Origin of the sequence: Bifidobacterium sp. FKU (assembly GCF_026016385.1) — a bacterium.
Lineage (GTDB): Bacteria > Actinomycetota > Actinomycetes > Actinomycetales > Bifidobacteriaceae > Bifidobacterium > Bifidobacterium infantis.
The window spans coordinates 1,506,604-1,532,379 of sequence record NZ_CP092888.1 but is presented as its reverse complement, the minus strand read 5'-3'; the positions used below and the strand labels follow the sequence as shown (position 1 = coordinate 1,532,379).

Here is a 25,776-nt window from a genome sequence, read left to right as displayed (position 1 = left end):
GAGTAAGTGTGACCTCAAGGAGGCAACAATGGGAGTCGGAGAGATCGCAGGCCTGATTGCGGCCATCGCGTTCGCAGTATTGGCCGGATTCATGATCTATCCGCTAATTCGGTTGGGCAAGATGTTCGACCAGATTTCGCAGACCGTCAAGGAATCCGGTGAGCATGCCATCCCCGCATTGGATGAGGGCGTGACCACCGTCAAGCAGGTCAACAAGTCGCTTGAGGATGTCAACAAGATTTCCGCCGCGGCTTCCACCACCGCCAACAACGTTGGTGCGTTGACCGATTTGTATGGCTCCTTCCTCGGTAAGCCCATCATCAAGATTGCTTCCACCTTCTACGCGCTGAAAACCACAGGGCAGTCCTTCCTTGCGAAGAACGCCGCGAAAACCACCGTCAACGACACCGCCGAGAAGGGGGAGTGATGTTCAAACGCATCTTCTGGGTCGGCGTCGGCGTGGCCATCGGAATCGTTGCCGTCACCAAGGCACAGGCCTATGTCAAGGCCAATACGCCTGACGCGGCACGCCAGTTCCTGCTTGGCCCCGATCAGGACAATGTGCCGATGAAAACACTCGAAGGGTTGGTCAACGAGTTCAATGCCACCCGTCGAGCCCGCGAGGCTGAGCTCAACCGTCAGTACATCGAGCGCGCCAACTGACACGCGCATGCCGCCTTGCCATCTAGCCACTGAACCAGCTAGAACAAACTAGTCCTCATAATCCAGTCTTTTTCCATCAATACCAGGCGCAACTGCGCCCATTACCCAAACAAGGAGTTCATCCGCTCATGCGCACTGCGGACATCGCAAAGCGATACCTCGATTACTTTGCCAAACATGATCATCTCGTCATGCCTTCGGCGTCACTTATTTCCCCGAACCCCACTACGCTGTTCACCATCGCCGGCATGGTGCCGTTCATTCCCTACCTTCTTGGTGAGCAGACCCCGCCGAAGCGCCGTATGACATCGAACCAGAAGTGCGTGCGTACGCTGGATATCGATGAGGTCGGCAAGACCACCCGCCACGGCACCTTCTTCCAGATGCTTGGCAACTTCTCCATCGGCGACTACTTCAAAGAAGAGGCCATCCACTACGCCTGGGAGCTGCTGACCACCCCGCAGGACCAGGGCGGTTACGGCTTTGACCCGGAAAAGCTGTGGGTCACCACCTTTACCGACGACGAGGAAGCCCGTTCCATCTGGAAGAACGAGGGCTTTGATCCCGAGCACATGCAGATTTTCGGCATGGAAGACAACTTCTGGACTACCGGCGGCCCGGGCCCCGGCGGCCCCTGCTCCGAGATCTACGTGGATCGCGGCCCCGAATACGGCCGTGATGGCGGCCCTGCGGCCGACGAGACGCGCTTCATCGAAATTTGGGATCTCGTGTTCGAGAACTACGAGGTCGACAATGTCAAGTCCAAGACCGACCTGCACATCGTCGGCGAGCTGGCCCAGAAGAACATCGATACCGGCGCCGGTCTGGAACGTCTGGCCTACCTGATGCAGGGCAAACAGAACATCTATGAGACCGACGAGGTCTTCCCGGTCATCGAGGCCGCCGAGCGCCTGTCCGGCCGCAAGTACGGCGAGGACGAGGCCGCGGATGTCAAGTTCCGTGTCGTGGCCGACCACGTGCGTTCCGCGCTGATGATTATGTCCGATGGCGTGCGCCCGTCCAACGTCGGCCGCGGCTACGTGCTGCGTCGTCTGCTGCGTCGTACTGTGCAGGCCATGCGCGTGCTTGGCGTGACCGATCCGGTGATTCCCGAGCTGCTGCCCGTCTCCAAGGAGGCCATGGTCGCCAACTACCCGGAGCTTAACGACACCTTCCACGATGTCTCCGAAGCGGCCTACGGCGAGGAAGATGCGTTCCGTCGTACGCTGGAGAACGGCATCGAGATTCTCGACGTGGCCGTCAAGAAGGCCAAGAAGACCGCCGACCCGGTGGTCTCCGGTTCTGACGCGTTCACTCTGCACGACACCTACGGCTTCCCGATCGAGTTGACTCTCGAAATGGCCGCCGACCAAGGCGTGAAAGTCGACGAGGCCAAGTTCCGCGAGCTTATGGCCGAGCAGAAGTCCCGTGCCCGTGCCGACGCCCTCAAGAAGCGCCACAACGTGGACCTCTCCGTCTACGACGATTTCAAGAAGACGCTCGTCAGCCCGATCGACTTCCTCGGCTACACGGATATGTCTGCCCGTGCCAAGGTCATCGGCATCATGCAGGAAGGCAAGGGCTCCGTGCCCGCCGTGACCGGTCCGGCCAACGTCGAGGTCATTCTCGACCGCACCCCGTTCTATGCGGAGGCCGGCGGTCAGCTTGCCGATCAGGGCGAGATCCTGTCCGACGACGGCGCCGTGCTCGAAGTCGACGATGTGCAGAAGCCCATCAAGGACCTCATCGTCCACCAGTGCCGTCTGACCGAAGGCACGCTGGTCGTCGGCGCCGAAGTCAACGCCAACATCGACCTGGCCCGCCGTGGCGCCATCGCCCGCTCTCACACCGCCACGCACATGGTGCACAAGGCGCTGCGTGAGGAGCTTGGCCCGCAGGCCACTCAGCGTGGTTCCGAAGACGCCCCGAACCGTCTGCGCTTCGACTTCCAGTGGTCCAAGGCCCCGGCCAAGTCCGTGATCTCCGCAGTCGAGGAGCGCGTCAACGACAAGCTGCGCGACAACCTCGCCGTGACCACCAAGGAAATGAAGTTCGACGACGCCATCGCCCTCGGTGCCATGCACCTGTTCGGCGAGAAGTACGGCGACATCGTACGCGTGGTCTCCATCGGCGAAGACGGCTGGAGCCGCGAGCTGTGTGGTGGTACCCACGTGGACCACGTTGGCAAGATCGGCATGGTCAACATCCTGTCCGAAGCCTCCATCGGCTCCGGCGTGCGTCGTGTCGACGCCGTCGTGGGCCAGGGTGCCTATGACTTCAACGCTCGTGAGCACGCGCTGGTCTCCCAGCTGTCCGACAAGCTCAACGCTCGCCCGGACGAGCTCGCCGAGCGTGTGAACGCCCTGCTCGCCAAGCTCAAGGAATCCGATCGTCGCTTGGCCGCCATGTACGAGTCCCAGCTGGCCGCCTCGGTTCCGGCGCTGGTTGCTGACACCAAGAACTCCGCGGCCCCGGTCAAGGTGGCTGTCAAGAACGTGGGCCACTTCGGCGCGGTCGACGCCCTGCGCAAGACCGTGCTCGACGTGCGCGCACAACTCGGTGAAGACGCCCCCGTGGTGGTGGCCCTCGCCGGCGTGAACGAGGATGACAAGCCGATGGTCGCCGTGGCCACCAACGATGCCGCCCGCAAGGCCGGCATCAAGGCCGGTGATCTGGTGCGTGGCGCAGCCAAGGTCCTCGGCGGCGGTGGCGGCGGCAAGCCGGACTTCGCCCAGGGTGGCGGTGTCGATGCCTCCAAGATCGGCGAGGCCCTCGAAGCGCTCAAGCACGAGGCGCAGAAAGCCTGATTCCGCCAGTGGTGTGGTTAGGCGTTGATTTGGGTAATGCCCGGGTCGGACTGGCACTGTCCGACCCGGAGCTTACCTTTGCACACCCTGCTGGCAACATTCATGTTGCCGGCGACTATTTCTTTGCTATTGACGAGGTCCTGAACGTCATCGAAGACGAACATGTGGACCATGTAATCGTCGGATTGCCCCTGCAGATGGACGGTACAGAAGGCAAAAGCGCCAAAAAAGCGCGCAGGTGGGCGGCCAATCTGGAGAAGAGGCTGCAAGCAGAGAGTGAAGACAGTGATTCTACGGAGTATCAGATTCCGCAGGTGTCATTGATAGATGAGAGATTAACAACAGTCAGTGCGCATCGTCAACTGTTCGAGGCCCATAAAGCTTCGAACAAGCACAGGCCGGTGGTTGACCAGCAGTCGGCAGTGGTGATTTTGCAGACGGCACTCGACCGTACCCGGGAGTAGTGAGGTATCGGTTATGACCGATGATTTTAACGAGTTCTTTGATGACAACACGCATTGGGTCGAACAGGAGTCAGAACCAATGCGCGGGGCCACGCCGCCAGAACCGCCGAAATCCCGCAAGGAGATGCGCAAGCGACGTGCACATCGCAAGCGCAAGCGTATCAGTGGCATTATCATCGCTATCGCCATCGTCGCCCTGCTTATCGGCGGCGGCTATTTCGGCGTAACCAAGCTCATCGCATGGCGCGACAGCCGGAGCAACCAGTCGACGGCCATCGCAGACTATCCGGGACCGGGCTATGGCGAGGTCGAATTCACCGTGAGCGAGGGCCAAGGCGCTGCGGAGATCGCCGATAATCTGCTCAAGGCCGAAGTCATCAAGTCCACTGCCGCGTTCACCAGCGTGGTCAACGCCAATAGCTCGACACTCTATCCTGGAACGTTCACATTGAAGAAGCATATGGCCGCATCCGATGTGATCGCCGTTCTCTCCGACACCAACCAGGCGGCGGGCTTCCTTGAGGTTCATCCCGGTGAACGTGCCACCGATGTGTTCGCCGACGCCGCGAAGCTTTCCGGCATTTCCCAAAGCGAATTCGACACGATTATCAAGAACAAGGGTAAGGATATTCTGCCCAATGAAGCGGGCGGTAGCTTTGAGGGATGGCTGGAGCCGGGAACCTACAACGTCAAGAGCATGAAGAGCGCTTCGGAAATCCTCAAGGCCATGGTCGATAAGCGTATCGCCAAGTTGGATGAATTGGGCGTGCCGACCGGCAGTGACCGCGAACGGGTGATGATCATCGCCTCTATCGCCGAGGCCGAGGTCAACAAAGCCGATTACTACGGCAAAGTGACGCGAGTCATCGAGAACCGTTTGGAGCAGGGCATGTCGTTGGGCATGGATTCCACCGTGGCCTATGGCAATAACGTCAAGCCCGCGCAGGTGACCACCGAGATGACCCAGGACGAGTCCAACCCGTACAACACGTACAAGATCTCCGGCCTGCCGCCTACGCCGATCAGCAATCCCGGAGATAGCGCCATTCAAGCGGCACTGCACCCCGAAAGCGGCAATTGGCTGTACTTCTGCACGGTCAATCTGGACACCGGCGAAACCAAGTTCGCCGCAACCGCCGATGAACATGACCAGAACGTGGCCGAACTACGCAAGTGGCAAGCCGAAAACCAGTAGTCATCCCGTTAGCTTCCTTCGCTTGGGGAAGCTGATCGGATATTAGTCTCTTCATTGGCTCCCTCGCCGAGGGGAGCTGTCCGCAAAGCGGACTGAGGGGAGCACTGCGGGGAATGTAACGCTCGACTTAAGCCCGGGGCTCCCGCAAAGCGGATGGAGGAGAAATCTAGGACAACACCCCAACCACCACCGCCACAATCGCGCCCGCCAATATCACCGGCACATACGGCACCTTGCCCGCATGTGCCGGTGATGTGCGTTGTGGGTCGAATCGCGTCCACAAGGCAATCCATGTGATGCCGGCAACGCCCATCGCCAGCCACCAGACCACCACAGGCAACAGGCCAAACAGTCCGACAGACAATCCCATAGGTATCAAGGCGGTCACATCGCCGAATCCCAATGACCGCGGCACCAGCAACGCCAACGCGAACTGGATCAGGCAACATAGCACGGTGAACAACAGTGCCTGCAACAGCACGAACAGGTCGTTCGCCACCACTCCATACGCGAAATCGGCGGCCAACTGGATTAACGCGCCCACGGCCACCCATGCGATCGGCACCCGCCGATGACGAACATCCTCAATGGACAGTGTAAGCCCACATAGCAGACCGGGTAGCGTGAACAGGTATGGCATAGCTTAACATTAACCCCTAGTTAGACGTACTCATAGACGTACACACATGAAACGAGGGAAGTTATGCTGCGTTGGCAGACGGCAGGGGAGTCGCACGGAGAAGCATTGGTGGCCATGATTGAAGGGTTGCCGGCCGGCGTGCGTATTAGCACGGACGATATCGTTTCCGCACTGGTACGCCGTCGACTTGGATATGGTCGCGGTGCCCGCATGAAGTTCGAGCAAGACAAGGTCCGTCTGCTGACCGGTGTACGCCACGGCCTGACCCTCGGCTCGCCGGTGGCCATCGAAATCGCCAACACCGAATGGCCGAAGTGGACCGAGGTCATGAGCGCCGATGCACTCGACCATGACCTGCCGCGCGAAGGCCGCAATGCGCCGCTGAGTCGCCCGCGCCCGGGCCACGCCGATCTGACCGGCATGCGCAAGTATGGTTTTGACGACGCCCGCCCGGTACTGGAGCGCTCCAGCGCCCGTGAGACCGCCTCCCGTGTGGCCTTGGGCGAGGTGGCCAAGCAGTTCCTGGATCAGGCGTTCGGCATCCGCACCGTAGCCCACGTGGTGGCGCTCGGTGGCGTGCAGACCAACCCTGATTTGCCGTTGCCCACACCTGACGATCTGGAAGCGTTGGATGCCTCTCCCGTGCGTACGTTGGATAAAGAGGCCGAGGTCCGTATCATCGAACGCATCAATGAAGCCAAGAAGGCCGCCGATACGTTGGGCGGCGTGATTGAAGTGCTGGCTTACGGTGTGCCTGCCGGCATCGGCACGTATGTGGAGTCCGACCGCCGACTGGACGCGGCTCTGGCCTCCGCGATTATGGGCATTCAGGCGTTCAAGGGTGTGGAGATCGGCGACGGCTTCCTGGAAGCCTCCCGCCCCGGTTCGCAGGCACACGATGAGATCGTGGTCAACGCCGACGGCCGCATCGACCGTCTGTCCAACCGCGCAGGTGGCATTGAAGGCGGTATGTCCAATGGCCAGGTGATTCGCGTACGCGGTGCCATGAAGCCGATTCCGTCCATCCCCAAGGCCCTGCGTACGGTCGACGTGCTGACCGGCGAATCCGCACAAGCCATCAACCAGCGTTCCGACAGCACCGCCGTGCCTGCGGCATCCGTGGTGGCCGAGGCCATGGTGCGTCTGACTTTGGCGAAGTACGCGCTGGATAAGTTCGGTGGAGACAGTGTTGCCGAAACACGGCGCAACCTTGAGTCGTATCTCGCCTCGTGGCCGGAGCACATGCGCTGAACGAAGGACGTATGGTTTCGTGACGACTGCCGCGGAACTATCAGCAACTGTACCCACCAATCGTCGAGAGGATTCGTAGATTATGACCGCACGCCCCCGCGCCGTCATCATCGGCATGATGGGAGCCGGCAAAACACGTGTCGGTAAGGAAGTGGCGCATATGTTGCGTCTGCCGTTCGCCGATGCCGATGTGGAGATCGAACGTGAAGTGGGCATGAAGATTCCCTCCTACTTCGAGGAATACGGTGAGCCGGCATTCCGCGAGGTCGAGGCCGATCTCATCGCCGATATGCTTGAGGATTTCGACGGTATCTTTTCGCTGGGCGGTGGCGCTCCCATGACGTCCTCCACCCAGCATGCCCTCGCCTCCTACATCGACCATGGCGGTCGTGTGGTCTACCTTGATGCCGATCCGGCGGAAGCCATGGAACGCGCGAACCGTGGGGGAGGCCGGCCCATGCTCAATGGCAACGCCAACTCCCGTTGGAAAAAACTGTTCAAGCAGCGTGACCCAGTATTCCGCGAGGTCGCCAACGTTCATGTCCATACCCGGGGGCTTACGCCTCAGGGCGCAGCGAAGAAAGTGATTGATATGGTATCTGAGCGAGCAGTGCATGTTACCGGAGCGGCAATTGAGCCGTATGATGTGGTCATTGGCGAAGGTGCCATGAACCATCTGGCCGATGTGCTGGGACCCAAACCCGCCAAAATCGCGCTTATCCACACTCAGTCGGTGCAGCGACACTCCGATCGTGCCCGCGCTCTGTTGCGTCAGGGCGGCTATGAGGTTTCCGACATCGTGATTCCGGATGCCGAACCCGGCAAGACCATTACCGTGGCCAACGGCATTTGGGAACGCCTTGGCAACGAAGGTTTCACCCGATCCGATGCCGTGGTGGGGCTTGGCGGCGGTGCCGCAACCGATTTGGCCGGTTTCGTGGCTGCCACGTGGATGCGCGGCGTGCGCTATGTAAACTGCCCGACCTCGCTGCTGGCCATGGTCGATGCCTCCACCGGTGGCAAAACCGGCATCAACACCCCGCAGGGCAAGAACCTCGTCGGCTCGTTCTACACGCCTGCCGGTGTGCTGGCCGACACCAAGACGCTGGCTACGCTACCCAATGACATCTTCATCGAGGGTCTCGGCGAAGTCGCCAAATCCGGTTTCATCCGCGATCCCGAGATCCTGCATATCCTCGAAGACCATGCAGCTGAACTGCGCGCTTTCGACGGCTCTACATTCCTCGGCTCGCCGCTCGAAGACGTGGTTGCCGAGCTCATTGAGCGCACGGTAAAGGTCAAGGTCTACCACGTCTCCTCCGATTTGAAGGAGAAGGGTCTTCGTGAATTCCTCAACTACGGGCACACGATGGGCCATGCCATCGAAAAGCTCGAGCACTTCCGCTGGAGGCATGGCAATGCGGTGGCCGTCGGTATGGTGTATGCCGCCGAGCTGGCCCATCTGATCGGTTACATCGATCAGGATCTGGTTGACTATCACCGCTCGTTGCTCGCTTCGCTGGGTCTGCCGACGTCGTGGCATGGCGGCTCGTTCGACGACGTGCTCGCATTGATGCATCGCGACAAGAAAGCCCGTGGCAACGAACTGCGTTTCGTGGTCCTTGACGAGATTGGTCACGTCGTACACCTCGACAACCCGCCCGCCGACGCCGTAGAAGAAGCCTTCCATCGTATCCAGCAATAATTGAACGGCCACAGGCCGTGCCGTTCGCCATCCCCTCAGAAAAAAGTACTTGGCTCCCCTCTAACGGAGGTGCCCCGGAGTCGGATCTACCTTCTTCCTCCCTTTGATGAGGGAGGTGCCCCGAAGGGGCGGAGGGAGAGAAGCACAAACAAAAGGAGTCCCGATGACCAAAGTCATCGTTGTCAATGGCCCTAACCTCGGACGTCTCGGCGTCCGCCAGCCCGACGTCTACGGTCGTCAAGACCTCGACACCCTGCGCAAGCTCTGCGCCGAATGGGGCAAGGACCTCGGCCTTGAAGTCGAGGTGCGTCAGACCGACGACGAAGCCGAAATGGTGCGCTGGATGCACCAAGCCGCCGACGAGAAAACCCCGGTGGTCATGAACCCCGCCGCCTTCACGCACTATTCGTATGCTCTCGCCGACGCCGCGCACATGGTCATTGATGAGAACCTGCCACTTATGGAAGTCCATATTTCCAACCCGTCCGCCCGTGACGAGTTCCGCAAGCGTTCCGTAATCAGCCCTGTGGCCACCGGCACCATCACCGGCATGGGTTTCTACGGCTACAAGCTCGCGCTCGATGCTGTGGCGCACTTGCTGAGCGAATAGAACCAAGCCCTCCAGCCAATCCCGGGTATCAGTCGACGTTGAGCCCGGGATTCCTGTTCCGACGAATCGGACCAGAATCCTCGTCCTGGTGCGCCCTATGGGCCTGAAGTGCACCGTGTATTCGACCATATGCTGGCCAAGGCAGGACGAGACGGGCCGCCTACGCGCGACTACACCGGCCACGTCATGAACACGCCGGGTCATACACGGATGATAGAGTGGAATTCCATGGTTAGAAGAACACATGGTAATTCTCAAGAGCACGTCACCAAGCATATTTTCGTCACTGGCGGCGTTGTTTCCTCTCTCGGCAAGGGCCTGACCGCATCTTCGCTCGGTCGTTTGCTGCGCAGCCGCGGTATCCATGTTCTGCAGCAAAAGCTCGATCCGTACATCAACGTCGACCCGGGCACCATGAACCCGTTCCAGCATGGTGAGGTCTACGTGACCGAAGACGGTGCCGAAACCGATCTCGACATCGGCCACTACGAGCGTTTCCTCGACGTCTTCCTGAGCCAGAAGGCCAACGTCACCACCGGTCAGATCTATCAGGAAGTGCTGCGCAAGGAGCGCGCCGGCGAATACCTCGGCCAGTGCGTGCAGGTCATCCCGCACATCACCAACGAAATCAAGTCTCGTATGCGCGCCCAGGCTTCCGATGACGTGGATGTGATCATCACCGAGATCGGTGGTACTGTCGGCGACATCGAGTCCCAGCCCTTCCTTGAGGCCGCCCGCGAAGTGCGCCGCGATCTCGGCCCGGACAACTGCATGTTCGTGCACGTTTCCCTGGTGCCGTACATTTCCGCCGCCCACGAGCTCAAGACCAAGCCCACCCAGCACTCCGTGATGATGCTGCGTCAGCTCGGCATCTCCCCGGACGCCCTCGTGCTGCGTTCCGACCGCCCGCTCAACCAGTCCATCAAAGACAAGATTTCCCTGATGTGCGACGTCGATGCCGAAGGCGTGGTCAACTGCGTGGATGCGCCGAGCATCTACGATGTGCCGAAGATTCTGTTCGAAGAGGGCCTTGATGCTTACGTGGTGCGTGAGCTCGGCCTGCCGTTCCACGATGTCGATTGGGATGAATGGGCAGACCTGCTTGAGCGCGTCCACCACCCCAAGCATGAAGTCAACATCGCCATCGTCGGCAAGTACATCGATCTGCCGGACGCCTACCTGTCTGTCACCGAGGCCATCAAGGCCGGAGGCTTTGCCAACTGGGCCAAGGTCAACGTCAAGTGGGTTGCGGCCGACCGTTGCGAAACCACCGAAGGTGCGGCCGCCGCTCTCGACAACGTCGACGGCATCGTGATCCCCGGCGGCTTTGGCATCCGCGGCATCGATGGCAAGATCGGCGCCCTGAAGTTCGCCCGTGAAACGAAGCTGCCCGCCCTTGGCCTGTGCCTGGGCCTGCAGTCCATGGTCATCGAATACTCCCGCCACGTGCTGGGCATTGAAGACGCGAACTCTTCCGAGTTCGAGCCCGATTGCGCCAACCCGGTGATCGCCACCATGGAAGAGCAGAAGGACATCGTGGCCGGCAAGGGCGACATGGGCCACACCATGCGTCTTGGATCCTACCCGGCTGAGCTGGAGGAAGGCTCGCTGGTCGCCGAACTGTACGGCACCACGCATGTCACCGAGCGTCACCGCCACCGTTACGAAGTCAACGTGGCCTACAAGGATCGTCTGCGCGAAGGCGGCCTGCGCATTTCTGGCCAGAGCCCGGATGGCGAGCTCACCGAGTTCGTGGAACTGCCGCAGGACGTGCACCCGTTCTATGTGGCCACCCAGGCTCACCCGGAGTTCAAGTCCCGCCCGACCAAGCCGCATCCGCTGTTCGCCGGTCTGGTCAAGGCGGCGCTCGGCCATCAGGCGGCCCGCTGACCGTGGATCCCGCGCGGTCGGTCCGCGCACGATGAAGGCGTGACGGCACGGCATCTCAGGATGCTTCGCCGCCACGCCTTCGCCGTTTGGCGCCATCCGTGATGCCGCATGGCCCGATGGCGCCCGCATGTAATCAAGACCACAGCCAATATGCGTCAGGGCAGCTAGTGTTTGCACTTGGGTTCTGCTAGGTTTTCATAGGGTTAAGTGTGATACAAGGAAGGCAGGATGGTGACCGAAAACACAGCACCAAACGCCGCCGCTGACGTGGAGATGAGCCAGTATGTGGCTGATCGTACCCGCGTCAACGAGGACAAGATCAAGAAGGATGACGAGATCATCAGCCAGTTCGGCGACTACAACTATGGTTGGCATGATTCTGATGCCGCCGGCGAAGCCGCAAAACGAGGCATTGATGAGAACGTCGTACGCGCGATCAGCGCCGACAAAGGCGAGCCGCAGTGGATGCTCGACATGCGTCTGCGTGGATTCAAGGCGTTCCTCGAAAAGCCCATGCCCGATTGGGGTGTGGATCTCTCCGGCTTCAACGCCGACGACTTCAAGTACTACGTCAAGCCGATCGAGAAGCAGGCGAAGTCGTGGGAGGAGCTGCCGGACGACATCCGCAACACCTACGATCGCCTTGGCATCCCGGAGGCGGAGAAGAACCGCCTCGTCTCCGGCGTGGCTGCCCAGTACGAGTCCGAGGTAATCTACAACTCCATTCGTGAGGACCTGAAGAAGCAGGGTGTGATCTTCGTCGACACAGACACCGCTGTGCGCGAATACCCTGAACTCGTCAAGAAGTACTTCGGCACCGTCGTGCCCCCGGAGGACAACAAGTTCGGCGCCCTCAACACCGCGGCATGGTCCGGCGGCTCGTTCGTATACGTGCCGAAGGGCGTGCACGTGGACATCCCGTTGCAGGCATACTTCCGCATCAACACCCCGGCCATGGGTCAGTTCGAACGTACGCTGATCATCGCGGACGAAGGCTCCTACGTGCACTACGTGGAAGGCTGCACCGCCCCGATCTGGTCCGAGGACTCGCTGCACGCCGCCATCGTCGAGATCATCGTCGAGAAGCACGCCCGCGTGCGCTACACCACCGTGCAGAACTGGTCGAACAACGTCTACAACCTCGTCACCCAGCGTGCCTACGTGCGTGAGGGCGGCACGATGGAGTGGGTGGACGGCAACATCGGTTCCAAGGCCACCATGAAGTACCCGGCCTGCATCCTCGCCGAACCGTACGCCAAGGCATCCACCATGTCCCTCGGCTTCGCCGGCAAGGGCCAGTACCAGGACACGGGCGCGAAGATGATTCACCTCGCCCCGCACACCAGCTCCACCATCGTCGCCAAGTCCATCTCGCGCGGCGGCGGCCGCTCCGCCTACCGCGGTCTGGTCAAAATCGTCAAGGGCGCGTACGGTTCGTCCAACTCGACCGTGTGCGATGCCCTGCTGGTCGACGACTTCTCCCGCTCCGATACCTACCCGCACGTCGACGTTCGCGAAGACGACGTTTCGATGGCCCACGAAGCCACCGTTTCCAAGATTTCCGAAGACCAGCTCTTCTACCTGATGAGCCGAGGACTCACGGAGGAAGAGGCGCGAGGCATGATCGTGCGCGGCTTCGTCGAACCGATCAGCCGCGAGCTGCCGATGGAATACGCGCTTGAACTCAACAGACTTGTGGAACTTCAGATGGAAGGATCGGTGGGCTGATTCCGATGACCGACAACACAACACCCGTCAAGGAAATCAAGATTCCGGTCGCCGACCCCAACGACCCGTACGCGATTCCGGCCGCCATGCCGTCCTCCGTGGACCATGCCGTGCGTTCGTTCAACGCAGGCGATTACCCGGAGCCCAGCCGCAAGCAGGACGAATGGCGCTACACGCCTATCGAGCGCATCAACGAGTTCTTCACCGTGTTCAAGCCTTCCGGCGAAACGCAGATCGAAGTCTCCATGATTGACGGCTCGCCGTTGGCCGAAGGCGTGAAGCTCAGCCAGATCAAGCTCGGTGAGGGCCTGTCCGGCACTGTGTCCAAGCCCAACGACCGCGTCTCCGCAGTCGAATGGGAATCCGGCCACACCGCAACCATTCTGGAACTGTCCGGTGAGATCGCCCAGCCCGTGCTCGTCAAAGTGCACGGCGCGGGGGAGGACCTCGACGCTTTCCATCTGGTGATCGCCGCCGCCGACAAGGCTCATGCGGACGTCGTCGTGGAACACGACGGTGACGCACGACTGGCCGAAGGCGTGGAAATCACCACCGGCAAGGACTCGCACGTCTCCACCACGTTCGTTCAGGAATGGGCCAAAACCGCCAAGCATGTGGCCAACCACCGCATCCACGTCGGCGAAGGCGCATCCCTGCGCCACTCCGTCGTGACCTTGGGCGGCGACATCGTCCGCATCCGCATGGATCAGGACTTCGGCGGCGAACAAGGCGACCTCAACATGCTCGGCATCTACTTCGTGGACCCCGGCGAGCACATCGAACACCGCACGATGGTGGTACACAACCACCCCGACTGCAAGTCCCGCGTGGTCTACAAGGGCGCGCTTGACGGCAAGGGCGCGCACTCCACTTGGGTGGGCAACGCGCTCATCCAGCCCACCGCCCCCGGCACCGACTCCTACGAGCTCAACCGCAACCTGGTCCTGACCCCGGGTGCCATCGCCGATTCCGAGCCGAACCTCGAAATCGAAAACGGCAACATCATCGGTGCCGGTCACGCCTCTTCGGTGGGCCGCTTCGACGACGAGGAACTGTTCTACCTCGAATCCCGCGGCATCCCCGAAACCGACGCCCGCAAGCTTGTGGTGCGCGGCTTCTTCGGCGAACTCGTCGAGGAGATCGGCATTCCTGCCATCTCCGAACATCTGATGACCGTGATTGACCGCCGACTGGCCCGTGGCGAAAACGACGCCATGGCACAGGTCCTCGAAGACAAGTAAGAACAGCATTTTTAGGAGCACAACAATGTCAACACTCGAAATCAAGGACCTGCACGTCCACGTCGAAACCAAGGAAGGCATCAAGCCGATCCTGAAGGGTGCCACCCTGACCGTCCACTCCGGCGAAACCCACGCCATCATGGGCCCCAACGGTTCCGGCAAGTCCACTCTCGCCTACACGTTGGCCGGCCACCCCAAGTACGTGGTCGACTCCGGCGAGGCCCTCCTCGACGGCAAGGACATCCTCAAGATGACTCCGGACGAGCGCGCCAAGGCCGGCCTGTTCCTGGCCATGCAATACCCGGTCGAAGTACCGGGCGTGTCCATGACCAACTTCTTGCGCACCGCCAAGACCGAAATCGACGGCGAGGCTCCCGGTATTCGCCAGTGGGCCAAGGACCTGTCCGCAGCCATGAAGCGCCTCAAGATGGACCCGAAGTTCGCCTCCCGTTCCGTGAACGAAGGCTTCTCCGGCGGTGAAAAGAAGCGCGCCGAAGTGCTGCAGCTCGAACTGCTGAAGCCGAAGTTTGCCATCCTTGACGAAACCGACTCCGGCTTGGACGTGGACGCCCTGCGCATCGTGTCCGAAGGCGTGAACCGTGCCAAGGAAGCCAACCAGTTCGGCATCCTCATGGTCACGCACTACACCCGTATCTTGAAGTACATCAAGCCGGACATCGTGCACGTGTTCGCCGACGGCCACTTCGTCAAGACCGGCGGCCCTGAGCTGGCCGACGAACTTGAAGAGAACGGCTACGACCAGTACCTGCCCGAGGGTGCTGATTCCGAGTCCGCGCTGGCCTGAGTCCGTGACCGGGGGAGCCTGACATGCCCTATTCTCGACACGCTCCGGGCCGCTCAGGCCAAGTCTTTACGGCCGCGAACAGGCCATGTCCGACTCCCACTCGTTTCGTACAATTGTTACGTAAGTAGGGGAACATAATGGTTGATTTTAAGGAGATTCGGGGCGAGTTCCCGATTCTGAATCAGGAGATTCACGGGCACCCGCTCGTGTACCTGGATTCTGCGGCCACCTCGCAGAAGCCGAATGCGGTGATCGACGCCGAGGCGAACTTCTACCGTACGATCAACGCCGGCGTGCACCGCGGTGCCCACGAGCTGGCGGCCCGTAGTACCATGGCTTTCGAAGAGGCCCGTGCCAAGGTCGCCAAGCTGGTCGGCGCGAATGCAGCGGAAGGCGAAGAAGAGATCGTCGTCACCGGTGGTGCCACGGCCGGACTGAACCTGCTCGCCACCGCATTCGGCAATGCATCGCTGGGTCGTGGGGGAGAAGCCGCCAAGCGTTTTGCCCTGAAGCCGGGCGATGAAATCGTCGTCTCGCGTGCGGAACATCATTCAGTGCTGCTGCCGTTCCAGGAGCTGGCCTACCGTACCGGTGCCACCTTCAAGTGGATCGACCTGACCGAGGACGGCCGTGTGCGTACGGACAACCTCGACGAAGTCATTACCGAACGCACCAAGGTCGTGGCCGTCACCCACGTGGGCAACACCACGGGTGCCATCACCAACATCGCCCCTATCATCAAGCGTGCGCATGAAGTAGGTTCGATCTTCATCTTGGACGCTTGCCAGTCCGTACCGCACCTCAAGGTCGATTTCCACGCGCTTGATGTGGACTTCGCCGCCTGGAGCGCGCACAAGATGTACGGTCCTACCGGCGTCGGCTTCCTGTACGGTAAGCGCGAACTGCTCGAAGCCCTGCCGCCGGCCAACTTCGGCGGCTCCATGGTCGAGCTCGCCTACATGGACCACGAGGCCCAATACATGGCCCCTCCGGCCCGTTTCGAGGCCGGCACCCAGCCGGTCGCCCAAGTGGTGGCCGCAGGCGTCGCCGCCGAATGGATGATGAATATCGGTCTTGAGAACATCGAAGCCCATGAGAAGACCATCGCCGCCGAACTGCTGAAGCTCGGCGACATCGATGGCATTCGCATCCTCGGACCGCGCGAAAACGTGGACCGCATCGGCACCGTGGCGTTCGACGTGGCCGGCGTGCACCCGCACGATGTGGGCCAGTTCATCGACGCCCAGGGCATCGCGATTCGCGTGGGACACCACTGCGCCCAGCCGGTGCACCGCCACTTCGGCCTATACGCATCCAACCGTGCCTCCTCCGGTGTCTACAATTCGGTCGAAGATGCCCAAGCATTGGTCGAAGCGGCCAAGGGCATCCGTAAGTTCTTTGGAGTGGAGTAAAACAGAACACCATGAACGAATTTGGTATGAGCGGGGATGACCTCGAACAGATGTACCAAGAGGTCATCCTCGAGGCGTCGAAACATCCGCATGGCAAGGAATCCTTTGCTCCCAACGCAGCGGTCGAACAGTCCGCGGACGCAGCGGCCAATGTCACCGTGCAAGCCAGCCACGAATACTGCACGCCCGGTGAATCGCACCAGTTCAACCCGACCTGCGGCGACGAGGCGACCATCCATGTCGAAGTCTCCGATGACGAACCGCACACCATCAAGCGATTGGTATGGGACGGCCACGGCTGCTCCATTTCGCAGGCCAGCCTGTCGGTGATGGTCGATCTGGTGGACGGCAAAACCGTGGACGAGGCCATGGATCTGGAACAGACATTCCACAAGCTGATGGAATCGCGCGGTGCCGGTCTGTACGACGAGAACCTGGAAGAAAAGCTCGGCGACGCCGTGGTATTCCAAGGAGTGTCGAAATACCCTATGCGCATCAAATGCGCTCTGCTAGGCTGGGAAGGGCTGAAGGACTCCATCGCCAAAGCCCTCGCTGCAAAGAACTGAGGAAATATGTCCAACGATAATTTGGTTCCCGAACCACAGCCGTCCGTTTTCGATGCCGTCAACGGCGTCCTGCAGGACGAGGAGGCCGCTCGCCGCGTGATGGCCAACCCGGCCTTGGCCAAGGGCTTCCCGAACGGACGCCCGATCGAGCACTCTGCTGCGTCCGGCGATGACACCTGTGCGTGTGGCGGTCACCACGGCAGATGCGGTTGCCGGGATGACGAACAGTCCGATGGCAGCGAGATTCCGATCAAGGCGATTGACGATATCGGCCGCGCCACTGCCGAAGACGTGCGCGAGGCACTGCATCAGGTGATTGATCCGGAGCTTGGCATCGACGTGATCGATTTGGGTCTGGTCTACGGCATTGAGATCGATGAGCTAGGCCGCGCCATTATTACGATGACGCTGACCACGCCGGCCTGCCCGCTGACCGACCTTATCGAGGACGAATGCGCCTCCACACTGGCTGGTCTGGTCGAGGAGTTCCGCATCGACTGGACGTGGGACCCGCGCTGGACCATGGAGCGCATCACACCCGAAGGCCGCGACCAGCTCGCCGCCCTAGGCTTCAACTTCGACAACATGCCAAAGTACTGATAGCGCTTAGTAAGCTCCCTCTGATGAGGGAGCTCTATACGAGAAAAGCCCCGCATGATACGGGGCTTTTCCATGTCTGGACTGGTCAATCAGTCATCGACGATGGTGTTCTTCGGGACAACCGTGATGCCGTCTGGCGTGACAGTGAAGCCGCGGGCCAGATCGTGCTCGGTATCGATGCCGACAGTGGAGTTTTCGGTGAGCACCACATTCTTGTCAAGAATTGCCTTGTACACGCGGGCACGGCGGTTGATGATCACACCGTCGAACAGCACGGAATCGACAATCTGTGCCCACGAGTGGATACGCACATTGGGGGAGAGCACGGAGTGGTGCACTTCACCGCCGGAGACGATCACACCGGGGGAGACGATTGAATCGGTGGCGTGGCCCAGACGGTCGCGGCCCGCGTGCACGAACTTGGCTGGCGGCAGGTTGCCGGACATCGTGTAAATCGGCCAATCCTGGTTGTATAGGTTGAACTCGGGCACATAGGCGATCAGATCCATGTGTGCATCGTAGAACTGCTTAATCGTACCGACGTCGCGCCAGTAAGCGTGATCAGTGGCCGTGGAGCCTGGAATCTCGTTCGAGTTGAAGTCGTAGACGCCGGCCTCGTTGCGAGAAGCGAAGTACGGGGCGATGTCGCCGCCCATGTCGTGCTTGGTGTCGGCAGCCTTCTCATCGAGAGACAGAGCCTCGAACAGGGCCTTGGTGTTGGCAACGTAGTTACCCATGGAAGCCAGAATCTGGTTCGGATTGTCCGGCAGACCGGTGGTGGTGGCCGGCTTCTCTTGGAAGTTCTTGATCATGTTCGGGTGATCGTGATCGACCTCAATCACACCGAACTGGTTCGATTCCTCGATGGGCTGGCGGATACCGGCCACGGTGAACTCAGCACCGGACTCGATGTGCTGCTGAACCATCTGTTCGAAGTCCATGCGGTAGACGTGGTCGGCACCCACAATCACCACGATGTCCGGCTGGACATCCTCGATGATGTTGATGGTCTGGTAGATGGCGTCGGCGGAGCCGAGATACCAATGCTTGCCGAGACGCTGCTGCGCGGGCACAGGGGAGACGTACGAACCAAGCAGCGGGGAGAAACGCCAGACCTGGGAGATGTGGCGGTCAAGCGAGTGAGACTTGTACTGGGTGAGCACCACGACCTGACGGTACCCGGAGTTCACCAGATTGCTCAACGGGAAATCGATCAGACGATACACACCACCGAAGGGAACGGCGGGCTTCGCGCGATCGCGGGTTAACGGCATCAGGCGGGTCCCCTCACCACCTGCAAGCACAATCGACAGAATCTTGGGATTCTTGGCCATCGTAACTGTCCTCTCTGTTACTGAGCGTCTTTCGACACCGCACTACTGGGCCGGATGCTTCCTTGCATTCGGTTTACATAGTTAATAATTGCAGAAAAAATCGAACATGCAAGGCTTTTGCCACCCGCGTGCCGTGAACTTGCGATGAACAGTTTCGTGGATTTGTTAAGGATTCGGCCTTTTAGGAGCGCGTGCGATTCCTTAGCGTGTCGCGTAGAACGCCACTGCGCTGGATGCCGCCACGTTCAGACTATCCACGCCGTGGCTCATCGGAATCTTCACGGTCAAATCGGCGCGGGCAATCGTATGGTGGGACAGGCCGTCGCCCTCGGTGCCGAAGATCAGCGCGAGCTTGTCGATATGCGTCGGATCTTCGTCAGGCGCGTGCAGACGGCGTGTCAGTTCGTCCAACGAAATCGAACGATCCTCCAATGCCATGGCCACGGTGGTGAAGCCCAGCGACTTCAACTCGTCGATGCCCTGGAACGGCCAGTAATGCTTGTTTTCGGTACCGTCGTCGTTGAACCCGGTGATACGGGTCCACGGAATCTGGAATACGGTGCCCATCGACACACGAGCGGCTCGTCGGTACAGCGGATCGCCGCAGGAGGGCGTGACCAGCACGGCATCCACATTGAGCGCGGCCGCCGAACGCATCAGTGCGCCCACATTGGTGTGGTCCACGATGTTTTCCATTACTGCCACGCGGCGGGCGCTCCTGCAGACCTCGGCTACGGAGGGCAGCAGCCAGCGTCGCATCGCGCATAGGGCGCCGCGATGCAAACGGTAGCCGGTCAGACGCTTGAGCTGCTCAGGTGAGGCCACGTAGACGGGAATATCCGCGCCCCAGCGCCCGTCGATGAAGTCGAAGGTGTCTTTCATGCCCTCCAGCCAAGGTTCCTCGACCAGCAGTGACAGCGGTTCGCGGTCAGCGGCCAGCGCGCGGTCGATGACTTTGGGGGACTCGGCGATGAACACGCCCTTGGCTGGTTCCAAGCGATTGCGCAACTGCATTTCGGTGAGGCTCACATACGCTTCGACGCGCGGGTCGTCAACGGTGTCCAGCGTGATGAACTGCATTGGTGGCCTTTCGTGTGTGCAGATAACGAAAAACCCCTTGCAATGCAAGGGGTTTATCTGTGCCCGAGACGGGACTTGAACCCGTACGCCCGTATAAAATAGGCACTAGCACCTCAAGCTAGCGCGTCTACCATTCCGCCACCCGGGCAGGTGTCGTTTGGACAACGAGTAAATAGCTTAGCATGAAATTACAGGGATGCAATTCGCGCGTGTGCACGGCGTGTCGCGTGTAGCCTTGAAGTCATGACTGATGCCCTTTTTCTTTTCGACCCGCAGGTCGACGACGTCCCGGTGAACAGCGACGAACTCCACGCCGGCTGGAAGCTAACCCTGCCTGCTCACATCAAGCGCCATGCCGTGCAGGCCATGCGACTCAAGGCAGGGGACAGCCTGCAACTTTCCGACGGCAACGGCTTGAGAATCCAGGCAGTGATGGCCGATCCTGAAGCCGGACTGGCTGAAGTCGTGGAAGTGGGGCGCGAACCCCAGCCGTTCACCCGTTTGGCGCTGATTCAGGCATTGGCGAAAACCGGCCATGATGAGCAGGCCATCGATATGGCTACGCAGATCGGCGTCGACCAAGTGGTGCCATGGCAGGCGGACCGATCCATTGCCAAGTGGAAGGTCGGCCGTACAGACAAGAAGTGGAATTCGGTACTGGATGCCGCCACCGAGCAGTCGCGGCGTGCCTTTAAGCCGCAATTGGAGGCGTGCGCGTCCGGCAAGGAGGTCGTGGCCATCTGCCGCAGGGCCTGCGTGCATGGCGATGTGGTGATTGTGCTGCATCAGGATGCTACCGATACGTGGTCCGGCGTGGAGGAGAAGGTTGCGCATTTGGTGGAACGCACGCTCCAGGACGGCCGGCCGCGGACTGTCAGTGTGGTGGTTGGGCCTGAGGGCGGCATCAGTGAGCAGGAGGTAGCTGATTTCGTCAAGGCCGGAGCGGTGAGCTGCGTACTGGGGCGCAATATTCTGAGAGCCGCGACGGCCGGTCCTGTAGCGTTGTCGCTGTTGTCTCGGGTGTTGGGACGCTACGAGTAACGCCCACGCGCTAAGCTGGTGCGTAGCAACATCAAACCAAGGAGCATGATGAGCGAATCCGACGATTGCCTGTTCTGCAAGATCATCGCAGGGCAGATTCCCGGCAGCAAAGTCTACGAGGACGAGACGACCTACGCATTCAACGACATCAATCCCAAGGCCAAGGTCCACGTGCTTGTGGTGCCCAAGAAGCACTACGCCAACGTCGCCGAACTTGCCGCCGATGACCCGACCGAGCTGGCCCACATCGTCTCCATCGCGCAGAACATCGCCGACAAGGAATTTCACGGCGCCTACCGACTGGTGTTCAACACCGGTCTCGACGCCGGCCAGACCGTCTTCCACGTGCACGCGCACGTGATGACCGGCGAAAAGCTCGACGAGTAGTAGGGGAATATCCGCTTCGTGGCAACGACTACACGTACCATCACCATCCCGCCTCAACTTGACCCCGTCGCCGTGCTCGGCCCGGTTGACGAGGTCATTCGCGAGGTGGAGCGCGCCTTTCCGGACCTGACGATTATCGTGCGCGGCAACCGCGTGGCGATCGTCTCCCGCTCCAAGCAGACCGAAGCTCAAGCCGCACAGGCCGAGGATTTGGTCAACTCCATCATCCAAGCCGCCTACACCGCGCCTATGGATGCCGACACCGTGCGTCGCATGCTCGACCAGAACGTGCTCAAGAACCATGTGCGCCTCGAACATCCCGGTCACGGCCCGGTGCGTGACAAACTGGCGCAATCGACCTCAAACGAACGCGCCCATGCACGTTCTGCCGGCTCCCACGACCCGACGTACCGCAAGCCCACGGTTCCCGGCGTCATCACCTTTGCTGCCGGCGTGCCGGTCCGTGCGAAAACCGCCGGACAAGTGGCCTACGTGAACGCCATCGAATCGCACACCATCACCTTCGGCATTGGTCCCGCAGGCACCGGCAAGACGTATCTGGCCGTGGCCAAGGCTGTGCGTGCCTTCCAGGACAAGCAGATTCGCCGCATCATCCTCACGCGCCCGGCTGTGGAGGCCGGCGAAAGCCTCGGCTTTCTGCCCGGCACGTTGAACGACAAGGTTGACCCATATCTGCGCCCGCTGTACGACGCGCTTGGCGACATGCTCGGCGCCGACCAGCTCAAGCGGTACATGGACGACGGCTCCATCGAAGTGGCGCCGCTCGCCTACATGCGCGGCCGTACGCTGAACGACGCGTTCGTGATCCTCGACGAGGCTCAGAACACCACCGAACAGCAGATGAAGATGTTCCTGACCCGTCTGGGCTTCAACACCACGATGGTCATCACCGGCGATATCTCGCAGGTGGACCTGACCGTGCCGCGCTCGGGACTGGCCACCATCGAACGCATCCTGGGCGGCATCAACGACATCGCATTCGTGCATCTCAAAACCGAGGACGTGGTACGTCACCAGCTGGTCGGCCAGATCGTGGCCGCCTACGACCGTCACTCCGCCATCGCCGGCGACCACCGCGACATCGAACGCAAGGGCCGCCGCAACCATACCGACTTCGATGCCCGCCAGCAAGCGGATTCAACCAACCAAAGTGAGACAGACGATGAGCGTTGACGTCACCAATGAAACCCAGTGGGTCATCGACCCCAAGGTCTTCTCCGATTTGGGTATTTGGGTACTCGACCAGATGCGCGTGAGCACCCAGTCCGACCTGACCATCATGTTCGTGGATCCCGATCCCATCGCCGAACTGCACATGCGTTGGATGAACCTCGAAGGCCCGACCGATGTGATGAGCTTCCCGATGGACGAGCTGCGCCCTGGCGACGGCAAAACCGTGATGGAAGGAGTGCTCGGCGACATCGTCATCTGCCCGTGGGTCGCTGCCCAACAGGCTGCCGCAGCTGGACACAGCACCATGCAGGAGATGTTATTGCTCACCATCCACGGCATCCTGCACCTGCTCGGCTATGACCACGTGACCCCCGAGCAGGAGCGCCAGATGTTCGGCCTGCAGCGACAGCTGCTGCTCACCTTCTTCGCCCTGCGCCACGATGCCAACGTGCAGGCCACGCTGCCCGCCGGCACACCCGACGCGCTGGCCCTGTACGACGCCGCGCACGGTGCTGGCCGCGACCTCGATTCCAAATAAACTTCCAAATCAATCACACCAAATTCGGATTATTCGATACCGTTCAAGGACATTCAAGGACACCGAAAAAACATTATGGAGTATTCCAGTACCACGCTGATCGCCGTCACCGTCATTCTCGTACTTGTGGCGACCCTGTTCGTCTGGCTTTCGCTGACCATGGCCGCCGCTGAAGGCGCCGTGGCCCGCGTAACGCGAGCCAGCCTCAACAATCTCATCCTCGAGGTGCAGACCGACTCCGAAGCAAGCCAGTTCCTCAAGATGAAGAAGATCGACAAGATTCATCGCGTGCAACGGCTCATCGCCGACCGTTACGCCACCGCCGGCAGCTGTGCGTTCTTCCGCATCGCCTGCAATGTGCTCGACGGCGTACTGGTGTCTTCCATCGCATCCCTGTGGGGTGCGGAACTGTGGGTTGAACTGCTCGCCGGATTCCTGTTCGCGATTATCGTAGCCGTGGTCTCCGTACTGGTCCGCCCGCGCACCGCCGGCATGACCAAGCCGGTCGACATCATGATTTCCAACTCGCGCATCGTGTCGTTGGCCACCAAGCTCACGCCGTTCGCACGCATCGGTGGCGACAAGTCCGGTTCCAAGGGGTCGGGCCGCCGCTCCAAGGACTCCGATCTGTCCGACGACGAGGAGCTTGAGAAGATTCAGCTCGAGCAGGGCAAGGCCGCCATCGACCGGCTGGTGGAGTCCAACGACTTCGATCCGGAAGTCTCCGAAATGTTGCGCAACGTGCTCACCCTGTCTGATACGTTGACTCGCGAGATCATGGTGCCGCGCACCGATATGATCTGCATGGAGCGCGACTCCACACTGTCTTCCGCGCTGAAACTGTTCTCCCGCTCCGGTTTCTCCCGCGTGCCGGTGATCGGTGAGGATGTGGATGACCTGATCGGCGTGGCCTATTTGAAGGACGCCGTGCGTGCCACCGCCTTCAACCCGGCGGCCATGGAGCGCGCGGTCGAATCCATCGTCCGGCAGCCGCTGCTTGTTCCCGAATCCAAGCCGGTGGACGACCTGTTCCATGAGATGCAGCGTTCCCGCCAGCATGTGGCCGTGGTGGTCGATGAGTATGGCGGCATCGCCGGCATGGTGACTATCGAGGATGCCATCGAACAGATTGTCGGAGAGCTGGAAGACGAGCACGACCGCACCCAGCGTACTGAGCCGGAGAAAATCGGAGACAACAAGTGGAAGATGCCTGCCCGTACGCCGATTGCCGATCTGGAGGAGATCTTCGAGATCGACATTGATGAGGACGACGTCGATACCGTCTACGGCCTGCTGACCAAGATTCTGGGCCGCGTGCCAATTGTCGGTGCCTCGGCCGTGACGCGCGGTCTGCGACTGACCGCCGTGGACTCCGCCGGACGCCGCAAGAAGGTGTCCACCATCGTCGTACAACCGGCGCACGTCGAGGGCGGCGAGGAAGATAACAAGACCCATGAGGAAACTGACGGCGAGCCCGTCGAAGGCGATGATACCGCCAGCAAGGAGTGATATGACCGACCAGAACAACAGCACGAACGACGTCGATGACAACATTGACATCACCGATGCTTCCGATGTTGCCGGCGTTGCCGAAGTCGACGCGACCGGTGAAACGGAGAACGTGACCAAGCAGGACGTTCCGTATCGCTCCGGATTCGTGGCCGTGGTGGGCCGCCCGAACGTCGGCAAATCCACGTTGATCAACGCGTTGATCGGCAAGCAGATCGCCATCGCATCCTCTCGACCGGAAACCACCCGTAAGGCGATTCGCGGCATCCTGACCGCCGACCACGCGCAGCTCGTGCTCGTGGACACGCCCGGTATTCACCGCCCGCGTACGTTGCTTGGCCAGCGTCTGAACGACGTGGTCGACGAATCCTTGGCCGATGTGGACGTGGTGGCCTTCCTGCTGCCCGCCGACCAGGAAATCGGCCCCGGCGACAAGCGTATTCTTTCCCGACTGCGTACCGACTTCGCCACCAAGCGTGAGGACGGTACGTTCAAATGGCGCATCCCGCTGATTGCCATCGTCACCAAGATCGATGAGCTTGGCCGTCAGCAACTCATCAACAAGCTCATCGAAATCAACGATTTCGCCGATTTCTCGGACATCGTGCCGGTGAGCGCCCTGAAGCACGACAATCTGGCCGAGGTGAAGAACGTGCTCATTGAACACACGCCCGAAGGCCCGCAGATGTACCCGGACGATCAGATCAGCGAGGAGCGTCCGGAAGACACCATCGCCGAACTCGTGCGCGGTGCGTTCCTGGAGACCCTGGACGACGAGCTGCCGCATTCGCTGGCCGTGGTGGTCGATTCCATCGACTATCCGGAAGACAACGAGACCGGTCAGGGCTATGACGGCAAGGCGCAGGTCAACGTGTCCATTTACGTGGAGCGTGACTCACAGAAGCCGATCATCATCGGCAAGGGCGCCTCGAACCTCACCTACGTCAAGAAGAAGCTACGCACCCCGGTCAACCGCATCGTCGGCCAAAAAGCCAAGCTCGACCTCCACGTCAAGGTAGCCAAAGGCTGGCAGTCCGACCCCAAGCAGCTAGAACGCCTCGGCTTCTAGGAATCGGCCTTCGGCCGGTTATAACAAAGGGAGATTCCAATGGAATC

General features: G+C 60.6%; 24 protein-coding genes and 1 tRNA gene. 21 read left to right on the top strand and 4 right to left on the bottom strand.

Going from position 1 to position 25,776, the window contains the following annotated elements; genetic code table 11:
- Window positions 1-28 precede the first annotated feature (28 nt).
- The 5 genes from MMB48_RS06990 (at window position 29) to mltG (ending at window position 5,129) form a co-directional block, all read left to right on the top strand.
- Window positions 29-427: a DUF948 domain-containing protein gene (locus MMB48_RS06990; protein ID WP_032743693.1), complete on the top strand. Its 399-nt coding sequence runs from the start codon at window positions 29-31 to the stop codon at window positions 425-427.
- Entirely contained in the window at window positions 427-663 is a 237-nt protein-coding gene (locus tag MMB48_RS06985; RefSeq protein WP_007053386.1) for a hypothetical protein, read from the top strand. Before MMB48_RS06990 ends, MMB48_RS06985 begins: the two co-directional genes overlap by 1 nt.
- Before the next feature lie 128 nt (window positions 664-791).
- On the top strand, window positions 792-3,470 hold the full coding sequence (alaS, locus tag MMB48_RS06980; protein ID WP_032743694.1) for an alanine--tRNA ligase: 2,679 nt from the start codon (window positions 792-794) through the stop codon (window positions 3,468-3,470).
- An 8-nt stretch (window positions 3,471-3,478) separates the two neighbouring features.
- Window positions 3,479-3,934, top strand: coding sequence for a Holliday junction resolvase RuvX (gene ruvX, locus MMB48_RS06975; RefSeq protein ID WP_012577916.1), 456 nt, complete (start codon window positions 3,479-3,481; stop codon window positions 3,932-3,934).
- 13 nt (window positions 3,935-3,947) lie between these two features.
- A complete protein-coding gene (mltG, locus tag MMB48_RS06970) occupies window positions 3,948-5,129 on the top strand; it encodes an endolytic transglycosylase MltG (protein ID WP_032743695.1) in 1,182 nt (393 codons plus the stop codon).
- Between the two features lie 166 nt (window positions 5,130-5,295).
- Here the strand turns inward: mltG and MMB48_RS06965 are convergent, their stop codons facing one another.
- Entirely contained in the window at window positions 5,296-5,769 is a 474-nt protein-coding gene (locus MMB48_RS06965; RefSeq protein WP_012577914.1) for a prepilin peptidase, read from the bottom strand.
- A 63-nt stretch (window positions 5,770-5,832) separates the two neighbouring features.
- Between MMB48_RS06965 and aroC the strand changes: the two genes are divergently transcribed.
- The 10 genes from aroC (at window position 5,833) to MMB48_RS06915 (ending at window position 17,577) form a co-directional block, all read left to right on the top strand.
- On the top strand, window positions 5,833-7,020 hold the full coding sequence (gene aroC / locus MMB48_RS06960) for a chorismate synthase (RefSeq protein WP_032743696.1): 1,188 nt from the start codon (window positions 5,833-5,835) through the stop codon (window positions 7,018-7,020).
- Between the two features lie 82 nt (window positions 7,021-7,102).
- Entirely contained in the window at window positions 7,103-8,725 is a 1,623-nt protein-coding gene (locus MMB48_RS06955) for a bifunctional shikimate kinase/3-dehydroquinate synthase (RefSeq protein WP_032743697.1), read from the top strand.
- A 163-nt stretch (window positions 8,726-8,888) separates the two neighbouring features.
- A complete protein-coding gene (aroQ, locus tag MMB48_RS06950) occupies window positions 8,889-9,335 on the top strand; it encodes a type II 3-dehydroquinate dehydratase (RefSeq protein WP_012577911.1) in 447 nt (148 codons plus the stop codon).
- A gap of 228 nt (window positions 9,336-9,563) precedes the next feature.
- Window positions 9,564-11,225 carry a CTP synthase gene (locus MMB48_RS06945; RefSeq protein ID WP_014484975.1) on the top strand — a complete coding sequence of 554 codons (1,662 nt, stop codon included), beginning with the start codon at window positions 9,564-9,566 and terminating at the stop codon, window positions 11,223-11,225.
- A 228-nt stretch (window positions 11,226-11,453) separates the two neighbouring features.
- Window positions 11,454-12,953: a Fe-S cluster assembly protein SufB gene (gene sufB / locus MMB48_RS06940; RefSeq protein WP_012577909.1), complete on the top strand. Its 1,500-nt coding sequence runs from the start codon at window positions 11,454-11,456 to the stop codon at window positions 12,951-12,953.
- A gap of 5 nt (window positions 12,954-12,958) precedes the next feature.
- A complete protein-coding gene (gene sufD, locus MMB48_RS06935) occupies window positions 12,959-14,194 on the top strand; it encodes a Fe-S cluster assembly protein SufD (protein ID WP_032743698.1) in 1,236 nt (411 codons plus the stop codon).
- A 25-nt stretch (window positions 14,195-14,219) separates the two neighbouring features.
- Window positions 14,220-14,999 (top strand): Fe-S cluster assembly ATPase SufC, encoded by a 780-nt coding sequence (gene sufC / locus MMB48_RS06930; protein ID WP_012577907.1) that lies wholly within the window; start codon window positions 14,220-14,222, stop codon window positions 14,997-14,999.
- Window positions 15,000-15,136: 137 nt separating this feature from the next.
- A complete protein-coding gene (locus MMB48_RS06925; protein WP_012577906.1) occupies window positions 15,137-16,411 on the top strand; it encodes a cysteine desulfurase in 1,275 nt (424 codons plus the stop codon).
- 11 nt (window positions 16,412-16,422) lie between these two features.
- Window positions 16,423-16,977 (top strand): Fe-S cluster assembly sulfur transfer protein SufU, encoded by a 555-nt coding sequence (gene sufU / locus MMB48_RS06920; protein WP_032743699.1) that lies wholly within the window; start codon window positions 16,423-16,425, stop codon window positions 16,975-16,977.
- Between the two features lie 6 nt (window positions 16,978-16,983).
- A complete protein-coding gene (locus MMB48_RS06915) occupies window positions 16,984-17,577 on the top strand; it encodes a metal-sulfur cluster assembly factor (protein WP_032683910.1) in 594 nt (197 codons plus the stop codon).
- 89 nt (window positions 17,578-17,666) lie between these two features.
- On the opposite strand, the gene glgC is transcribed toward MMB48_RS06915, so the two are convergent.
- The 3 genes from glgC to MMB48_RS06900 form a co-directional block, all read right to left on the bottom strand.
- Window positions 17,667-18,911: a glucose-1-phosphate adenylyltransferase gene (glgC, locus tag MMB48_RS06910; protein WP_032683911.1), complete on the bottom strand. Its 1,245-nt coding sequence runs from the start codon at window positions 18,909-18,911 to the stop codon at window positions 17,667-17,669.
- A 201-nt stretch (window positions 18,912-19,112) separates the two neighbouring features.
- On the bottom strand, window positions 19,113-19,991 hold the full coding sequence (locus MMB48_RS06905; RefSeq protein WP_032743700.1) for a TrmH family RNA methyltransferase: 879 nt from the start codon (window positions 19,989-19,991) through the stop codon (window positions 19,113-19,115).
- Window positions 19,992-20,051: 60 nt separating this feature from the next.
- Window positions 20,052-20,139, bottom strand: a tRNA-Leu gene (locus tag MMB48_RS06900).
- Between the two features lie 95 nt (window positions 20,140-20,234).
- Between MMB48_RS06900 and MMB48_RS06895 the strand changes: the two genes are divergently transcribed.
- The 6 genes from MMB48_RS06895 to era all read left to right on the top strand — a co-directional run bounded on the left by MMB48_RS06895 (window position 20,235) and on the right by era (window position 25,729).
- On the top strand, window positions 20,235-21,032 hold the full coding sequence (locus MMB48_RS06895; RefSeq protein WP_032743701.1) for a 16S rRNA (uracil(1498)-N(3))-methyltransferase: 798 nt from the start codon (window positions 20,235-20,237) through the stop codon (window positions 21,030-21,032).
- A 48-nt stretch (window positions 21,033-21,080) separates the two neighbouring features.
- Window positions 21,081-21,419, top strand: coding sequence for a histidine triad nucleotide-binding protein (locus tag MMB48_RS06890; protein WP_032743702.1), 339 nt, complete (start codon window positions 21,081-21,083; stop codon window positions 21,417-21,419).
- An 18-nt stretch (window positions 21,420-21,437) separates the two neighbouring features.
- A complete protein-coding gene (locus tag MMB48_RS06885) occupies window positions 21,438-22,613 on the top strand; it encodes a PhoH family protein (protein WP_032743703.1) in 1,176 nt (391 codons plus the stop codon).
- A complete protein-coding gene (ybeY, locus tag MMB48_RS06880; RefSeq protein ID WP_007052156.1) occupies window positions 22,603-23,151 on the top strand; it encodes an rRNA maturation RNase YbeY in 549 nt (182 codons plus the stop codon). The genes MMB48_RS06885 and ybeY overlap by 11 nt, the downstream gene beginning before the upstream one ends.
- A gap of 75 nt (window positions 23,152-23,226) precedes the next feature.
- Window positions 23,227-24,660, top strand: a complete 1,434-nt coding sequence (locus MMB48_RS06875) for a hemolysin family protein (RefSeq protein WP_032743704.1) — start codon at window positions 23,227-23,229, stop codon at window positions 24,658-24,660.
- A gap of 1 nt (window position 24,661) precedes the next feature.
- On the top strand, window positions 24,662-25,729 hold the full coding sequence (gene era / locus MMB48_RS06870; protein WP_032743705.1) for a GTPase Era: 1,068 nt from the start codon (window positions 24,662-24,664) through the stop codon (window positions 25,727-25,729).
- The last annotated feature ends 47 nt before the right edge of the window (window positions 25,730-25,776 follow it).

Coding starts and splice junctions, on each gene's coding strand:
- MMB48_RS06875 (WP_032743704.1), top strand. CDS start 23,227: ATGGAGTATTCCAGTACCACGCTGATCGCCGTCACCGTCATTCTCGTA.
- ybeY (WP_007052156.1), top strand. CDS start 22,603: ATGAGCGTTGACGTCACCAATGAAACCCAGTGGGTCATCGACCCCAAG.
- aroQ (WP_012577911.1), top strand. CDS start 8,889: ATGACCAAAGTCATCGTTGTCAATGGCCCTAACCTCGGACGTCTCGGC.
- MMB48_RS06985 (WP_007053386.1), top strand. CDS start 427: ATGTTCAAACGCATCTTCTGGGTCGGCGTCGGCGTGGCCATCGGAATC.
- alaS (WP_032743694.1), top strand. CDS start 792: ATGCGCACTGCGGACATCGCAAAGCGATACCTCGATTACTTTGCCAAA.
- sufC (WP_012577907.1), top strand. CDS start 14,220: ATGTCAACACTCGAAATCAAGGACCTGCACGTCCACGTCGAAACCAAG.
- MMB48_RS06905 (WP_032743700.1), bottom strand. CDS start 19,991: ATGCAGTTCATCACGCTGGACACCGTTGACGACCCGCGCGTCGAAGCG.
- mltG (WP_032743695.1), top strand. CDS start 3,948: ATGACCGATGATTTTAACGAGTTCTTTGATGACAACACGCATTGGGTC.
- MMB48_RS06895 (WP_032743701.1), top strand. CDS start 20,235: ATGACTGATGCCCTTTTTCTTTTCGACCCGCAGGTCGACGACGTCCCG.
- sufU (WP_032743699.1), top strand. CDS start 16,423: ATGAACGAATTTGGTATGAGCGGGGATGACCTCGAACAGATGTACCAA.
- MMB48_RS06915 (WP_032683910.1), top strand. CDS start 16,984: ATGTCCAACGATAATTTGGTTCCCGAACCACAGCCGTCCGTTTTCGAT.
- glgC (WP_032683911.1), bottom strand. CDS start 18,911: ATGGCCAAGAATCCCAAGATTCTGTCGATTGTGCTTGCAGGTGGTGAG.
- sufD (WP_032743698.1), top strand. CDS start 12,959: ATGACCGACAACACAACACCCGTCAAGGAAATCAAGATTCCGGTCGCC.
- MMB48_RS06965 (WP_012577914.1), bottom strand. CDS start 5,769: ATGCCATACCTGTTCACGCTACCCGGTCTGCTATGTGGGCTTACACTG.
- MMB48_RS06990 (WP_032743693.1), top strand. CDS start 29: ATGGGAGTCGGAGAGATCGCAGGCCTGATTGCGGCCATCGCGTTCGCA.
- era (WP_032743705.1), top strand. CDS start 24,662: ATGACCGACCAGAACAACAGCACGAACGACGTCGATGACAACATTGAC.
- MMB48_RS06955 (WP_032743697.1), top strand. CDS start 7,103: ATGACCGCACGCCCCCGCGCCGTCATCATCGGCATGATGGGAGCCGGC.
- MMB48_RS06945 (WP_014484975.1), top strand. CDS start 9,564: ATGGTTAGAAGAACACATGGTAATTCTCAAGAGCACGTCACCAAGCAT.
- aroC (WP_032743696.1), top strand. CDS start 5,833: ATGCTGCGTTGGCAGACGGCAGGGGAGTCGCACGGAGAAGCATTGGTG.
- MMB48_RS06890 (WP_032743702.1), top strand. CDS start 21,081: ATGAGCGAATCCGACGATTGCCTGTTCTGCAAGATCATCGCAGGGCAG.
- sufB (WP_012577909.1), top strand. CDS start 11,454: ATGGTGACCGAAAACACAGCACCAAACGCCGCCGCTGACGTGGAGATG.
- MMB48_RS06925 (WP_012577906.1), top strand. CDS start 15,137: ATGGTTGATTTTAAGGAGATTCGGGGCGAGTTCCCGATTCTGAATCAG.